This is a genomic window from Mycobacterium sp. SMC-19 (assembly GCF_045310815.1).
In the GTDB taxonomy this organism is placed as follows: Bacteria; Actinomycetota; Actinomycetes; order Mycobacteriales; family Mycobacteriaceae; genus Mycobacterium.
Genome location: NZ_JBJIAM010000002.1, coordinates 1 through 14,035 on the forward strand (window position 1 = coordinate 1; position 14,035 = coordinate 14,035).

A 14,035-nucleotide genomic window follows, 5' to 3' on the forward strand; every position below is an offset into this window, starting at 1 on the left:
CGAGCGACCAGTTCGCCGATGGCAGCCAGGCGGCGCGCAGCGGAGGCGGCCTCCAGTCGGGCCCACCCCGAGATCGCCGCTACCAGGGCCTTGTCGTCGACGTCGGCCAACGACTCCGGCTCCAGCCCGTCCGTCTCGAACATACGTGCGATTTTATCGAGGGGGTCTGACACGATGCTCCGCCGTTCTAGGCTCGGCCGCATGGAGCAACAGGTGCACTTCGTCACCGTCGCGGCAACCGATCTGGACGCGACCAGGAACTTTTACGGTGCGCTGGGCTGGCAGCCCCTACTGGACGTCGAGGGCGAGATCGTCTTCTACCGGGCGGCGCCGGGTCAGGTGCTGGGTTTTTTCGACGCCGACAAGTTCAACCAGGACCTGGCGCTGCCCGGCGATCATTCCCGGGTCTCCGGAGTCACCGTGGCGCACAACGTCGGCAGTCCCGCCGCCGTCATCGCGCTGGCCGACGCCATGGCCGTCGCGGGCGGCACGGTGCTCAAACCGCCGCAACCGGGCCAATTCGGCGGCGTATTCCACGCCCACATCCAAGACCCCAACGGGCTGATCTGGGAGATCGCCCACAACCCGGGCTGGCGGATCGCGCCCGATGGCACGGTAATTCTGGGCTGACGTCGTAGGGTGGCCGGGACGTAACGGGAAAGGAACACCCACCACGATGCCCTCTATGTTGAGCATGGCTTTGGGTGCGGCACCGGTCTTCGGTGGAGCCCTGTTCGCCGCGGCCGCCGGGCAGCTCAAAGGCCCGGACGTCCGCGCCCTGATCAAACAGGACCTCGATCTGCTCGACCGGCTTCCCTCCGAGCAGTCGCAACGGCGCGCGGATTTGCAGCGCACCATCGACGAGCGCATCGACGACTTGGTCGCCGCCTCCGACCGAACCAGGGCGCTGCGGGCCGCGGCGCTCTCCTATCAGGGCAACTGGCGCGACGTGGTCTTCTTCGTGTCCTCGGTGCTGTTCACCTACGTCTGGTGGCATATCAACCACGACCGCGGCAATTGGCTGCCGATGTTCATCGTGCTGATCCTGGCGTGCATGGTGTCCGCGGCCTATGCACTGCGCGGGACGTTGCGGGTGGTGACGCACAACTGGCGACGCCGGCGATGACAGGCTGCTCATGACACACGTCGTCGAAATCGCCCGGCACCACAACCCTTTTCCGGCGACCGGGGTGATCCGCGACCGTGGCGGTGTCGCGCACTACGAGCAGTTGCCGGCGACGCTGCTCGATGTGCTGGCCGAGCAGGCCGAGCAGCGCCCCGACGGTGAGGCCGTGGTCGAACTCGGGGGCGACCGGCTGACCTACCGGCAGTTGTGGCAGCGGGCTTCGCGGGTGGCCGGCGGGCTGCGGGCCGACGGTCTGGCGCGCGGTGATCGGGTCGCGTTGCGCTACCCGGCGGGACTGGACTGGGTGCTGGCGTTCTGGGGAACGTTGATGGCCGGTGGAATACCGGTGGCCGTCAATACCCGTTCGGCCGCACCGGAAGTCGACTTCGTGCTCACCGATGCCGGGGTTCGGGTGGACCTGGCGCCCGGGGTCGCACTGCCCGACGGCCAACCGTATGTGGTGGACGGCCTCGAAGCCGGCGACACCGCGGCACTGTTCTACACCTCCGGCACCACCGGCAGCCCCAAGGGAGTGCCCACCACCCACGAGGCGTTTGTGACCAACGCCGAGAACATGATGCGAACCTTGGGCCGGACCCGGGCCTTGGGCGAGGAGTACCGCACGCTGATCTCGGTCCCGCTGTTCCATGTGACGGGCTGTAACTCCCAACTGCTGGTCGCCGCCTACACCGGCGGCACGGCGGTCATCATGGGATCCCTGATTCTTCCCGAGTTGATCGCAACACTTCCAGCGCAACGGATCTCATCGATGGTGACGGTGCCGGCGATCTACGCGCTGCTGCTGCGGCATCCCGACTTCGCCAAGGTCGACGTGAGCGGGGTGCGGTGGGTCGGCTACGGCGGGGCGCCGACGGCGCCCGCGCTGGTGCGCTCGCTGCGCGAAGCATTCGGCGGGGCAACGGTGTTCAACGGCTATGGCATGACCGAGACCGCCTCGCTCATGACCGTGCTGCCGGACTCCGACGCGGTGGCGCACGCGGACTCGGTCGGCTACGCCGTGCCGTCAGGAGACATCGGCGTCGTCCCGCTCGGCGACGATCCGGGCACCGGTGAACTGGTGGTGCGCGGGGCGAATGTGATGCGGGGCTACTGGAACCGGCCCGAGGCGACCGCCGCGACGATCATCGACGGCTGGCTGCACACCGGCGATGTGGTGCGCGTCGATGATGCCGGACGGGTGCACATCATCGACCGGCTCAAAGACATCATCAACCGTGGCGGCGAGAACGTCTCCAGCGTCGAGGTGGAAGCCGCCCTGCTGTCGGCTCCCGGCGTCGCCGATGCGTGTGTGCTCGCGGTGCCCGACGAGGTGATGGGGGAGAAGGTCGGCGCGGTGCTGATCGGCGACCAGGGCGAGATCGATGTGGCGGCAGTACTGGAGTATTGCCGCGGCCAGTTGGCGGACTTCAAGGTGCCGCAGTACATCACCGTGGTGAGCGGGGCGCTGCCCCGCACGGCCAGCGGCAAGCTGCTCAAGGCGCAGCTGCGGGATCAGGTGCGTTGGGGCTCGCCGCTGCGGTAACTCCGGAGTTGTCGGTGGTGCGCGCTACCTTGCCGACATGGACACAGCACTGCTGATCCTCCTCACCTCACTGGCGTTGCTGGCGGTGATCCTCCAGGTGGTGGTGCTCATGCGCCCCGCCGGTGGGCCGCTCTCGCCTGAGCAGCTTGCCGCGTTGCGCGGCGACAGTGAGCGCGTGGAGCGGACCCTGCGCGAAGAGCAGCATGCCGGGCGGGCCGAACTCGCCCAGGCCTTTCACCAGTGGCAGCTGACCCTGCACCGCTTCGGATCGACCCTGCAGGGAACGCAGGACAAGCTGGGCGCCACGCTGGATCGGCAGCTGCGGAGCCTGCAGACCGAGAACACCTCGCAACTGGAGAAGATGCGCGCCACGGTGGACGAGAAGCTGCAGGCCACGCTGGAAACCCGGCTGGCGCAATCGTTCACGCAGATCTCCGAGCGATTGGAAGCGGTGCAGCGGGGGCTGGGGGAGATGCAGACGCTGGCCACCGGGGTGGGTGATCTGAAGCGGGTGCTGACCAACGTCAAGACTCGCGGCATCTTCGGCGAGACGCAGTTGGCGGCGCTGCTTGCCGAGACGCTGACACCCGAGCAATACGCCAGCAACGTCATCACCGTGCCGGGCTCGAACGCTCGGGTGGAATTCGCGATCCGCCTGCCGGGCCCCACCGGCGCCCGCGAGGTGTTGTTGCCGATCGACGCCAAATTTCCGCGTGAGGACTTCGAGCGCCTGCTCGATGCGCAGGAACACGCCGACGCCGCAGGGGAGGCCGCCGCGCGCCAGGCGCTGATTCGGCGGATTGAAGCCGAGGCCGGCGACATCTGTGACAAGTACCTCGATCCACCGCACACGACGGACTTCGGGATCCTGTTCCTGGCCACCGAGAGCCTGTATGCCGAGGTGCTGCGCCAGCCGGGTCTGTTCGAGCAGATTCAGGCCAAGTACAACGTCACCCTGGCCGGCCCGACCACGCTGGCCGCGCTGTTGAACAGCCTGCGCATGGGTTTTCGCACCCTGGCGATCGAGCAGCGCAGCAGTGAGGTCTGGCAGGTGCTGGGCGCGGTCAAGACCGAGTTCGGAAAGTTCGCGGCGGTGCTGGAGAAGACCCGCAAGCAACTCGACACCGCCCGCAACACCATCGACACCGCGGGGGTCCGTACCCGCGCGATCGAACGCAGGCTGCGCGGGGTGGAGTCGCTGCCCGAATCGGAGGCCGAAGCCATGTTGGGTGAACTCGGCATCGGTGCCGAAGAAGTCAGTGAAGTTGACATCGAATTCAGTTAGTCTGCCCGGATGGATGCCGTCCCGGCCGCCCAGGTCCGCCAGTTGCCGGCGACGGTACGCGGGGCGCGCACTCGGGCGGGACTGGTCGCCGCGGCCCGCAAGGTCTTCGAGCGTGACGGTTACCTCGACGCCAAGCTGACCGACATCACCAAGGCCGCCGGGTGTGCCACCGGGTCGTTCTACACCTACTTCGCGAACAAAGAGGAGATCTTCGCCGCGGTCCTCGAGCAGGCCCAGCAGGACATGATGCATCCCGGCATGGGCCGGGTCAGCGATTCCGACGACCCGTATGCCGTGCTGGAAGCGAGCAATCGCGCCTACTTGGAGGCGTATCGGCGCAACGCCCAGCTGATGGGCCTGCTCGAACAGGTGGCCCAGATCGATCCGAAGTTTCGTGCTTTCCGTGCCCGACGAGCCGACGCATTCGTCCAACGCAACGCCGCCGGCATCGCCGATCTGCAGGCGCGGGGCATTGCCGGCGCTGACGTCGATCCGCTCCTGGCATCGCGGGCGCTGTCGGGAATGGTCAGCAGGCTCGCGTACGGCACCTTCGTGGGTGAGGAGGCCGCGCACGGCTCGGGCGCCGACTTCGAGACCCTGGTCGCCACGGTGACCCGGCTGTGGGCCAACGCCCTGCAGTTCCGCACCGCCAACAATCGAACATGAAATCGGGTTCAACTAATGTCACAGCTGTTGCGCACTGAAGAACGGGGACGTTGCACATGAAGGTTGCCGAGCGGGTCGCGATCGTCACCGGCGGCGGTGGCGGCATCGGTGGAGCACTGGCCGCGGCGCTGGCCGGCGCCGGCGCCAAAGTGGTGGTGGCCGACCTCGACGCGGAGGCCGCGGCGGCGGTGGCCGAGGCGATCAACGCCGCGCATCCCGGCGCCGCGGTCGGTCGCGGCGGCGACGTTTCTGACACCGAGACCGTCCGGGAATTGATCGCGTTGGCGCAGGAGCGCTACGGCCCGGTCGATTTCTACTTCGCCAACGCGGGGATCACCGGTGCCCCCGGCCTGCCCGGCGAGGCCGACTGGGACCTGGCCATCGACGTCAATCTGCGCTCGCACATCCGCGCTGCCCAGCTGCTGATTCCCGACTGGGTGAGCCGCGGGGAGGGATATTTCGTCTCGACCGCGTCTGCTGCCGGACTGCTCACCCAACTCGGCGCCGCCACCTACTCGGTCACCAAGCACGCGGCCGTCGGGTTCGCCGAATGGCTCAACATCACCTACGGCGATCAGGGCGTGCGGGTCAGCTGCCTGTGCCCGATGGGCGTCAACACCAAGTTGCTCTATGCCGGTGAAGAATCCGGCGATCCGCTGGGCGATCTGGCCACCCGCGCGGTCACCACCGCCGGCGAAGTGCTGGAGCCCGCCGACGTCGCCGCCCAGGTGCTCGCCGCCATCGACGACGAGCGCTTCCTGATCCTGCCGCACCCGGCGGTGCTGGAGATGTTCCGGCACAAGGCGGGCGACTACGACCGCTGGCTGCGCGGCATGCGCCGCTACCAGCGCGGCCTGCTCGACTCAGAAGTGTCCTAGGTGAGGAGCCTGTATGTCCCTGTTTGAAATGTCCGAGCGCGCAACCAAATACCAGACCGATCTGCTGGCGTTCATGGACGACTGCGTCTACCCGGCCGAGGCGGTCTACGAGACGCAGATGGTCGAATCCGGCAACCCGCACTTTCAGCCCCCGATCCTGGAGGAGCTCAAGGCAGAGGCGCGTAAACGCGGCCTGTGGAACCTGTTTCATCCCCATCCGGAATGGGGGCCCGGCCTGACCAACCTCGAATACGCGCCGCTGGCCGAGATCATGGGCCGCGTTCCGCACCTGGCTCCGGAAGCGACCAACTGCAACGCCCCCGACACCGGCAACATGGAAGTGTTCACGCTGTTCGGCAGCGACGAACACAAGGAGAAATACCTCAGACCGTTGCTGGAGGGCACCATCCGGTCGGCCTTCGCGATGACTGAGCCGCAGGTGGCCAGCTCGGACGCCACCAACGTGCAGCTGTCGATGGTGCGCGACGGTGACGGCTATGTGCTGAACGGCCGGAAATGGTTCGCCTCCAACGCTTTGCACCAGAACTGCAAGGTGATGATCGTGATGGGCAAGACCGACCCGAACACCGCCACCCACCGTCAGCAGTCGATGATGGTGGTCCCCATCGACGCCCCGGGCGTCACCATCATGCGCGGGCTGCCGGTCTTCGGCTACCAGGACCGCGAGGGCCACGCCGAGATCGACTTCAAAGACGTACGAGTGCCCGCCAAGGACGTGCTCAAGGGCGAGGGTGAGGGGTTCGCGATCGCCCAGGCCCGGCTCGGTCCCGGTCGCATCCATCACTGCATGCGGGCCATCGGCATGGCCGAGCGGGCCCTGGAGCTGCTGTGCAAGCGCGCACAGTCCCGGGTCGCCTTCGGTCGGCCGGTCTCGGACAACGCCAACATCCGCGACTGGATCGCCGAGGCACGCATCGACATCGAGATGATCCGGCTGCTGACACTCAAGACCGCCTACCTGATGGACACCGTCGGCAACAAGGCGGCGCAGGTCGAGATCGCGGCGATCAAGGTGGCAGCGCCCAACATCGCGCTCAAGATTGTTGACCGGGCCATCCAGGTGCACGGCGCCGGTGGGGTCACCGAGGATTTCCCACTGGCGGGCTTCTGGGCCCACCTGCGCACCCTGCGGCTCGCCGACGGCCCCGACGAGGTACACATGCGCGCCATCGCGCGCCAGGAACTGCGCAAGTACCGCGAGGACGCCCGATGACGACACACGATTTCGCGGGGCGCACCGCGATCATCACCGGCGGGTCGCGGGGGATCGGGCTGGCGATCGGGCAGCGGCTGGCCGAAGCGGGCGCCAACGTGGTCCTGACCTCACGCGACCAGGAAAGTGCCGACGCGGCGGCGGCCCAGGTCAACGGCAACGCGCTGGGCGTGGCCGCCCACGTCGCCGACGACGCGGCCGCCCAGCGCTGCGTGGACGCCACCCTGGAACGGTTCGGCAGCATCGACATCCTGGTCAACAACGCCGGCACCAATCCGGCGTTCGGACCGCTGATCGACCAGGACCACGCCCGGTTCGCCAAGATCTTCGATGTCAACCTGTGGGGGCCGCTGCTGTGGACGTCCTGCGTGGTCAAAGCATGGATGGGCGATCACGGCGGCGTGGTGGTGAACACGGCTTCCATCGGCGGGATGAGTTACGCGCCGCTGATGGGCATGTACAACGCCACCAAGGCGGCGCTGATCCATGTCACCAAACAGCTTGCGCTGGAACTGTCCCCGGGGATCCGGGTCAACGCGATCTGCCCGGGCGTGGTGCGCACCAAGCTGGCCGAGGTGCTGTGGAAGGAACACGAGCAGGGGTTGTCGACCGGCATACCGCTGGGCCGGATCGGCGAGCCGGTCGACGTGGCCGACGCGGTGCTGTTCCTGGCATCCGATGCGGCGAGCTGGATCACCGGGCAGACCCTGGTGATGGATGGCGGCCAGATCCTCGGTGACGCAACCGGATTCCGGGGCGGTTTCGGTGGCTGACGAGCCGCTGGGCATCGACCCGGCGGCCGCGACCGCGTGGATCACCGAACTGGGCCTGCCCGTTGCCGGACCGCTGAGCTTCGAGCGGATCGGAATCGGCCAGTCGAACCTGACCTACCGGGTGTCCGACGACGCCGGTCACAGCTGGGTGCTGCGGCGGCCGCCGCTGGGAACGTTGCTGGCCTCGGCCCACGATGTGGCCCGGGAAGCGCGGATCCTCGCAGCGCTCGGCGACACCGACGTCCCCACACCGAAGGTGTACGGGCTGGCCCGCGATCCCGAAGGCACGCCGCTGCTACTGATGGAGTTCGTCGACGGCGTGGTGGCAGACCGGATGTCGGTGGCACAGGCGCTTTCTCCCCAGCGGCGCCGACAGATCGGGCTGTCGATGCCCAAGACGCTGGCCAAGATTCATGCCGTCGACATCACCGCGGTGGGCCTGGATGATCTGGCCAGCCACAAGCCATACGCCCAGCGTCAGCTCAAGCGGTGGACCGGGCAGTGGGAGAAGTCCAAGACACGCGAGCTGCCCGCACTCGATGACCTGACCCGGCGTCTGACCGATGCCGTGCCGCCGCAGCAGGAGCTCACGCTGGTGCACGGCGACTTCCACCTGCGCAACGTGATCACCTCACCCGAGAGCGGTGAGGTGATCGCAGTGCTGGACTGGGAACTGTCCACCCTCGGCGACCCGCTGGCCGACATGGGCAGCCTGCTGGCGTATTGGCCGCAGGTCGGCGAAGAGCACATCGCCGGAGAGTTCGTCATCAGCACCCTGGAGGGCTTTCCGGACCGGGCGGAGCTGGCCCGGGTCTACCTGGAAGAGACCGGGCGCGACGCGGCGTCGCTGCAGTACTGGCATGCGCTGGGCCTGTGGAAGGTCGCGATCATCGCCGAGGGCATCGTGCGGCGGGTGCTCGACAACCCGGCGAACAAGGCCGCCGCCGGCACTCCGATCACCGCGTGGATCGACGCCTTGGTGGACAAGGCGCGTGAGGTCGCCGACGAGGCGGGTATCGCCAGGTGAGCACGTCGTATCGCGCCGGCGCCGCCGCCGGCGGGGCCGACCTCGTCGGCGGTGTTCCGCGCCGGCGGATAGCGATGGCGGCGATGGTCGGCACCACGATCGAGTTCTACGACTTCTACGTCTATGCGGCCGCCGCGGTCACCGTCTTCCCGCACCTGTTCTTCCCGAAGGGCAATCCCACTGCGGCGCTGTTGGCCTCGCTGGCGACGTTCGGCTTGGCGTTCGTGGCCCGACCGGTGGGGTCGATCCTGTTCGGTCACTTCGGTGATCGGCTGGGCCGCAAATCCACCCTGGTCGCCTCCTTGCTGCTCATGGGTGTCGCCACGTTCCTGATCGGTGTGCTGCCCACCTACCACCACATCGGTCTGCTCGCCCCGGTGCTACTGGCCGCCCTGCGGTTCTGCCAGGGCTTGGCGCTCGGCGGCGAATGGAGCGGTGCTGCGCTGCTGGCCACCGAAACCGCCAAACCGGGCCGCCGGGCGACCGCGGGAATCTGGCCGCAACTGGGTGCGCCGATGGGCTATCTGCTGGCCACCACGATCTTCCTGGTGCTGTTCACCTGGTTGGGATCGGCCACCGCCGGCGCGGACGAAACCGGGCCATTTCTCACCTGGGGCTGGCGGATTCCGTTCCTGCTGAGCGCCGTCATGGTGGCCGTCGGGCTGTATGTCCGGCTGCGGCTCACCGAAACCCCGGTCTTCGCGCAGGCCAAGGCCACCGGTGCGCCGGTGAACGCGCCGATCGCCGCGCTCCTGCGGGGCAGCTGGCGCCGGCTGGTCATCGGCACGCTGGTGATGGTGGTGCCCTACACGCTCTTCTACACCGTGACGACGTGGATCCTGAGCTACGGCACCGCCAAGCGTCCACCCGAGGGCATCGGGCTGGGCTACGGCTACGCCGAGTTCCTCGGGCTGCAACTGATCGCCGTGCTGTTCTTCGTGGCGGTGCTCCCGATCGTCGGCAGGCTGGCCGACCACTTCGGCCGGCGCCCGCTGCTGCTGTTCTTCACCGCCGGAATCATGGTGTACGGAACCACCTTCGGCGCGTTCCTCGCCCCGACCGCCTCCACCGGCGTGATGCTGGCGTTCCTGATCATCGGGATGACCTTGATGGGCTTGGCATTCGGTCCGATGAGTGCGGTCTTGCCCGAACTGTTCCCGACCAATGTCCGCTACACCGGTTCAGGTGTCGCCTACAACGCGGCGAGCATTCTGGGGGCGGCGGTGGCGCCGTTCATCACCACCTGGCTGGCCACCAGCCACGGTGTGGCCTGGGTGGGCGGCTACCTGTCGATCGCGGCCGCGTGCTCGTTCGTGGCCCTGCTGGCGATGCACGAGACCAAGGACGCCGAGCTCGTCGACGTCTAACCGTCGAGCCTCGCTAACCGCGGGCCTGGTTCGGCGGTCCAGCTTCGCCTCTCCTTCGTCGAGCCTCGCTAACCGCCGAGTGCGCCGCCGAACACGTCCCGCATCGCCGCCCAGTGCCGGGCCGCGGCGTCGGCGTCATAGGGCGCGTTGTCGGGCACCGCGAAGCCGTGCGCGGCCGGATAGAACTCGACGGTGTGCGTGACGCCCGCGGCGCTCAGCGCCTCGTCCAGGGCTGCGGCATGCGCCTTGGTGAACGAGGCGTCGTTCTCGGCACCTGCCACATAGACGGTGGCCGTCATCTGATCGGCCAACAGGTGGGGGCTGTCGGGAGCGTCGGTGACCAGACCGCCGCCGTGGAACGACGCCGCCGCTGCCACCCGGTCGGGCACGCGTCCGGCGACGATCACCGATGTGCGTCCGCCCATGCAGTAGCCGCACACCCCGAACTTCGCCCCGCGTACGTCGGGCCGGCCGGCCAGATAGTCGAAGAACGCCTGGGCGTCGGTGGTCATCCGGTCCGGGGTCACCTCGCCGATCATCGAAAACAGCCGACCGCGCTCCTTGGCGTCGGCGAACACCGTCGCCATGTCGAACGGCGCCCAACCGCGGTGCCGGTAGTACACATCGGGAAGCAGCACGGCGTAGCCATAGCTCGCCAACTCGGCGGCCATCTGGTCGAAGGTCGCCCGGACCCCGCCGGCGTCGGGGTACATGACCACGCCCGGCCAGGGCCCGGCGCCCTCCGGAGTGAACAGGCGAACGGCGCAGTCGCCGTCGGGCGTGGTGATGGTGTCGGTGATGGTGGGCATGGCCTCCGTTGTACTCCGCTGTCAACGTCGTAAGCTGGCGGCGTGCCGATCGCGACTCCGTACGAGGACCTGTTGCGGCTGGTTTTGGCCGAGGGAACCCCGAAGGCAGACCGCACCGGTACCGGAACCCGCAGCCTGTTCGGTCACCAGTTGCGCTATGACCTGGCCGCTGGATTCCCGCTGATCACCACCAAGAAGGTGCACCTCAAGTCGGTGATCTACGAGCTGCTGTGGTTTCTGCGCGGTGACTCCAACATCGCTTGGCTGAACGACCACGGCGTCACCATTTGGGATGAATGGGCTTCCGAGACAGGAGATCTCGGTCCGGTCTACGGTGTGCAGTGGCGCTCTTGGCCGACTCCGTCGGGTGAGCAGGTAGACCAGATCTCGGCTGCGCTGCACCTGCTGCGCACCGACCCGGATTCGCGCCGCATCATCGTTTCGGCATGGAACGTCGGCGAGATCGGCCAGATGGCGCTGGCCCCCTGTCACGCGCTGTTCCAGTTCTACGTTGCCGACGGCAAGCTGTCCTGCCAGCTCTATCAGCGCAGCGCGGACCTGTTCCTCGGTGTGCCGTTCAACATCGCCAGCTATGCGCTGCTGACCCACATGATGGCCGCGCAGGCCGGGCTCGGCGTCGGCGACTTCATCTGGACCGGCGGCGACTGCCACATCTACGACAATCATGTCGAGCAGGTCAGCGAACAACTGAGCCGCGATCCGCGTCCGTATCCGCAATTGGTTCTGGCGCCGCGTGACTCGATCTTCGACTACACCTACGCCGACATCGAGATCCGGGACTACGACCCGCACCCGGCGATCAAGGCGCCCGTGGCGGTATGACGATCAGTCTGATCTGGGCTCAATCGAAGTCCGGGGTGATCGGCCGTGCCGGCGGCATTCCCTGGCGGGTGCCCGAGGACCAGGCCCGCTACAAGCAGCTCACCGTGGGCCACACCGTGGTGATGGGGCGGCTGACCTGGGAGTCGCTGCCCGACAAAGTCCGGCCCTTGCCGGATCGGCACAATGTCGTGCTCACCCGAGACTCGGATTATGTCGCCGACGGCGCCACCGTCGTGCCGACCTTGGAGCAGGCCTTGGCGGGCGACGACATCTGGGTGGTCGGCGGCGCGGAGATCTACGCACTGGCGCTGCCGCTGGCCGGCCACTGTGAAGTCACCGAGATCGATATCGACCTGCCGGTGCAGGACGGTGACGCCGTGGCGCCGGTGCTTGACCAGTCCTGGCAGGCCAGCACGGGGGAGTGGCTGACCAGCCGAACCGGACTGCGCTACCGCTATCTGACCTACCACCGGACTTCGTGCCAGTCTTAGCTGCCGCGCAGGCGCGCCGGATCGCCGTTGCCGCACAGGGTTTCACGGAACCCAAACCCTCTGCCGCAGTCACCAGGGCCCACCTGAAGCGGCTGATCTCCCGCATTCAAGTACTGCAGCTCGACTCCGTCTCGGTGGCGGTACGCGCCCACTACGCGCCGGTGTTCAGCCGGCTCGGGCCCTACGACCGCACCGTGCTGGATCGAGCCGCGTGGAGCCACAGCGCCCGGTCGCCACGGCTGTTGGTCGAGTACTGGGCGCACGAGGCGGCGCTGATGGCCGTCGAGGACTGGCCGCTGCTGCGCTGGCGGATGCGGCAGTGGCCCCACGGCCGGTGGGGTTCGGCCATCGTGCGGGCCAATCCGCAGCTGGTCACCGGCGTCACCGCCGCGGTCGGCGAACTGGGTCCGGCGACCGCCGGCCAGATCGAAGAGCACCTGGCAGCCGCATCCGGGCGGGCAGGTAAGGGGCCGTGGTGGAATCGCAGTGACACCAAATGGGTGGCTGAGGCGCTGTTCGCCTCGGGCGTGCTGACCACCGCCACCCGGGCCGGGTTCGCCCGGCACTACGACCTGGTGGAGAACGTGCTGCCACCGCAGGTGCTGGCTGTCGAGGTCGATGACGAGGAGGCGATCCGCGAGCTGGTCCGCCGCGCCGCCGGCGCCCTGGGGGTGGCCACCGAGGCCGACCTGCGTGACTACTTCCGGCTCTCAGCGGCCCAGGTCAAACCGGCGATCGCGACGTTGGTGGCAGCCGGCGAGTTGGAACCGGTGGCCGTCGAAGGCTGGGACGCGGCGGCCTATCTGCGTGCCGGGCAGTCGATTCCGCGAACCGATCGGGGCACCGCGCTGCTCTGCCCGTTCGATCCACTGATCTTCTTTCGGCCGCGGGTGCAGCGTCTGTTCGACTTCTTTTACCGCATCGAGATCTATACCCCGGCGCCCAAACGCCAGTACGGCTACTACGTGTGGCCGTTCCTGCTGGACGGGGAGCTGGTCGGCCGGGTGGATCTCAAGGCCGATCGGCAACAGGGTGCGCTGCACGTAGTCGGGGCGTTCGCCGAAGCGGGGCAGTCACGCGCACGGGTGGCCAAGGCGCTCGTCGGTGAACTCACCTCGATGGCGTCCTGGCTCGGGCTCAGTCGGGTCAGTGTGGGGGAGCGCGGGGATCTGGCGGCCGAACTGCGCCGACGGGTGCTCGCCGGATCCGCGTAACGGTCTACCAGTGGTGTTGACGAATGCGGCGGCGGGCGTTGTCCGCAAGTGTGGTCGCGCCTTCGCGGGCCGCCTGCGCCAGCTCGGTTCCGCGGTCGGCGGCGATGTCCGCGAGTTGTGCTCCCCGTTCGCCGGCCGACTCCAGTAGCGGTCCGGCCCTTTCTCCCACCATCTCGACCAGTTCGCGGCCGTGTTCCACGCCGGCCTGCAGGCCCGCGCTCACCTTGTCGCCGACTGTCTCCAGCGCGGCATCACCGGATGTCGTGGGCAGGGCCGCGGCTGCACGGCGATAGGCGCGACGGGCCTGCCAGCCCAGCGAAGGCTTTCCCTCGGTGTCGGCGGCGGCGATCAACAATCCGCCGATCAGACTCACGTCGGTCAAGAACGCTTTGCGTTGTTCGGTCCTGCGTTGCGGGTCGGGCTCGGTCCAGAACATGTGCGCCCCGGCGCTACCGGGAATGACCGTGCACGCCAGCACCGCAGCCGCAACCCGGGGCAGTTTGCCACTTGCCAGCAAGACGCCACCGCCGATCTGCGCCAGCGCGTTGACTTTGGCGAACGACTCGACGTCGGACGGCACCTTCGCCGCTATCTCGTCGGGTAGCTGCTTGAGGCCGTCGAACGCCGGACGGGCCGCTTGCCCGGCCTGCTGCGGTCGGCGCAATGCATCCACGCCTTGACCGATAAACGTTGCCGCCAGCAGTGGACGGGCGATCTTCCGTAGCAACACTGGGTCCCCTATCGCCGGTGGGATTGCCGGCCGGCACGATCGCATGCCT

General features: G+C 67.9%; 15 protein-coding genes. 13 read left to right on the top strand and 2 right to left on the bottom strand.

Annotated elements, in window-relative coordinates:
• Positions 1 to 201: 201 nt before the first annotated feature.
• Genes ACJH5R_RS04045 through ACJH5R_RS04090 form a run of 10 tightly spaced genes read left to right on the top strand, consistent with a single transcriptional unit; the run spans position 202 to position 9,899 of the window.
• Positions 202 to 630, top strand: a complete 429-nt coding sequence (locus ACJH5R_RS04045) for a VOC family protein (RefSeq protein ID WP_406759170.1) — start codon at positions 202 to 204, stop codon at positions 628 to 630.
• Between the two features lie 46 nt (positions 631 to 676).
• Entirely contained in the window at positions 677 to 1,126 is a 450-nt protein-coding gene (locus ACJH5R_RS04050) for a hypothetical protein (protein ID WP_406781367.1), read from the top strand.
• A 10-nt stretch (positions 1,127 to 1,136) separates the two neighbouring features.
• Positions 1,137 to 2,669, top strand: coding sequence for a class I adenylate-forming enzyme family protein (locus tag ACJH5R_RS04055; protein ID WP_406781368.1), 1,533 nt, complete (start codon positions 1,137 to 1,139; stop codon positions 2,667 to 2,669).
• A gap of 37 nt (positions 2,670 to 2,706) precedes the next feature.
• On the top strand, positions 2,707 to 3,954 hold the full coding sequence (locus ACJH5R_RS04060; protein ID WP_406759167.1) for a DNA recombination protein RmuC: 1,248 nt from the start codon (positions 2,707 to 2,709) through the stop codon (positions 3,952 to 3,954).
• Between the two features lie 9 nt (positions 3,955 to 3,963).
• Entirely contained in the window at positions 3,964 to 4,620 is a 657-nt protein-coding gene (locus ACJH5R_RS04065) for a TetR/AcrR family transcriptional regulator (protein ID WP_406759166.1), read from the top strand.
• 56 nt (positions 4,621 to 4,676) lie between these two features.
• Complete coding sequence (locus ACJH5R_RS04070) at positions 4,677 to 5,498, top strand: SDR family oxidoreductase (protein ID WP_406759165.1); 822 nt, start codon at positions 4,677 to 4,679, stop codon at positions 5,496 to 5,498.
• Between the two features lie 13 nt (positions 5,499 to 5,511).
• Positions 5,512 to 6,732 carry an acyl-CoA dehydrogenase family protein gene (locus ACJH5R_RS04075; RefSeq protein ID WP_406759164.1) on the top strand — a complete coding sequence of 407 codons (1,221 nt, stop codon included), beginning with the start codon at positions 5,512 to 5,514 and terminating at the stop codon, positions 6,730 to 6,732.
• Positions 6,729 to 7,505, top strand: coding sequence for an SDR family oxidoreductase (locus ACJH5R_RS04080; RefSeq protein WP_406759163.1), 777 nt, complete (start codon positions 6,729 to 6,731; stop codon positions 7,503 to 7,505). Before ACJH5R_RS04075 ends, ACJH5R_RS04080 begins: the two co-directional genes overlap by 4 nt.
• Positions 7,450 to 8,532, top strand: a complete 1,083-nt coding sequence (locus ACJH5R_RS04085; protein ID WP_406759162.1) for a phosphotransferase family protein — start codon at positions 7,450 to 7,452, stop codon at positions 8,530 to 8,532. The genes ACJH5R_RS04080 and ACJH5R_RS04085 overlap by 56 nt, the downstream gene beginning before the upstream one ends.
• Positions 8,529 to 9,899, top strand: a complete 1,371-nt coding sequence (locus ACJH5R_RS04090; RefSeq protein ID WP_406781369.1) for an MFS transporter — start codon at positions 8,529 to 8,531, stop codon at positions 9,897 to 9,899. Before ACJH5R_RS04085 ends, ACJH5R_RS04090 begins: the two co-directional genes overlap by 4 nt.
• Positions 9,900 to 9,967: 68 nt before the next feature.
• Here the strand turns inward: ACJH5R_RS04090 and ACJH5R_RS04095 are convergent, their stop codons facing one another.
• Positions 9,968 to 10,708, bottom strand: coding sequence for a dienelactone hydrolase family protein (locus tag ACJH5R_RS04095; protein WP_406759160.1), 741 nt, complete (start codon positions 10,706 to 10,708; stop codon positions 9,968 to 9,970).
• A gap of 42 nt (positions 10,709 to 10,750) precedes the next feature.
• Between ACJH5R_RS04095 and ACJH5R_RS04100 the strand changes: the two genes are divergently transcribed.
• The 3 genes from ACJH5R_RS04100 to ACJH5R_RS04110 are packed head-to-tail and all read left to right on the top strand — an operon-like array spanning position 10,751 to position 13,256.
• Positions 10,751 to 11,551 (top strand): thymidylate synthase, encoded by an 801-nt coding sequence (locus ACJH5R_RS04100; RefSeq protein ID WP_406759159.1) that lies wholly within the window; start codon positions 10,751 to 10,753, stop codon positions 11,549 to 11,551.
• Positions 11,548 to 12,042, top strand: coding sequence for a dihydrofolate reductase (locus ACJH5R_RS04105; protein ID WP_406759158.1), 495 nt, complete (start codon positions 11,548 to 11,550; stop codon positions 12,040 to 12,042). The genes ACJH5R_RS04100 and ACJH5R_RS04105 overlap by 4 nt, the downstream gene beginning before the upstream one ends.
• Entirely contained in the window at positions 12,030 to 13,256 is a 1,227-nt protein-coding gene (locus tag ACJH5R_RS04110; RefSeq protein WP_406759157.1) for a winged helix-turn-helix domain-containing protein, read from the top strand. Before ACJH5R_RS04105 ends, ACJH5R_RS04110 begins: the two co-directional genes overlap by 13 nt.
• A gap of 4 nt (positions 13,257 to 13,260) precedes the next feature.
• Here ACJH5R_RS04110 and ACJH5R_RS04115 read toward each other — a convergent pair whose 3' ends face one another.
• Complete coding sequence (locus tag ACJH5R_RS04115; protein WP_406759156.1) at positions 13,261 to 13,986, bottom strand: DoxX family protein; 726 nt, start codon at positions 13,984 to 13,986, stop codon at positions 13,261 to 13,263.
• Between the last annotated feature and the right edge of the window lie 49 nt (positions 13,987 to 14,035).

Bases quoted from the DNA above. Each gene is read 5' to 3' on its own strand.
- ACJH5R_RS04070 (WP_406759165.1), top strand. From the start codon at position 4,677: ATGAAGGTTGCCGAGCGGGTCGCGATCGTCACCGGCGGCGGTGGCGGC.
- ACJH5R_RS04050 (WP_406781367.1), top strand. From the start codon at position 677: ATGCCCTCTATGTTGAGCATGGCTTTGGGTGCGGCACCGGTCTTCGGT.
- ACJH5R_RS04075 (WP_406759164.1), top strand. From the start codon at position 5,512: ATGTCCCTGTTTGAAATGTCCGAGCGCGCAACCAAATACCAGACCGAT.
- ACJH5R_RS04095 (WP_406759160.1), bottom strand. From the start codon at position 10,708: ATGCCCACCATCACCGACACCATCACCACGCCCGACGGCGACTGCGCC.
- ACJH5R_RS04045 (WP_406759170.1), top strand. From the start codon at position 202: ATGGAGCAACAGGTGCACTTCGTCACCGTCGCGGCAACCGATCTGGAC.
- ACJH5R_RS04060 (WP_406759167.1), top strand. From the start codon at position 2,707: ATGGACACAGCACTGCTGATCCTCCTCACCTCACTGGCGTTGCTGGCG.
- ACJH5R_RS04080 (WP_406759163.1), top strand. From the start codon at position 6,729: ATGACGACACACGATTTCGCGGGGCGCACCGCGATCATCACCGGCGGG.
- ACJH5R_RS04055 (WP_406781368.1), top strand. From the start codon at position 1,137: ATGACACACGTCGTCGAAATCGCCCGGCACCACAACCCTTTTCCGGCG.
- ACJH5R_RS04085 (WP_406759162.1), top strand. From the start codon at position 7,450: ATGGCGGCCAGATCCTCGGTGACGCAACCGGATTCCGGGGCGGTTTCG.
- ACJH5R_RS04105 (WP_406759158.1), top strand. From the start codon at position 11,548: ATGACGATCAGTCTGATCTGGGCTCAATCGAAGTCCGGGGTGATCGGC.
- ACJH5R_RS04065 (WP_406759166.1), top strand. From the start codon at position 3,964: ATGGATGCCGTCCCGGCCGCCCAGGTCCGCCAGTTGCCGGCGACGGTA.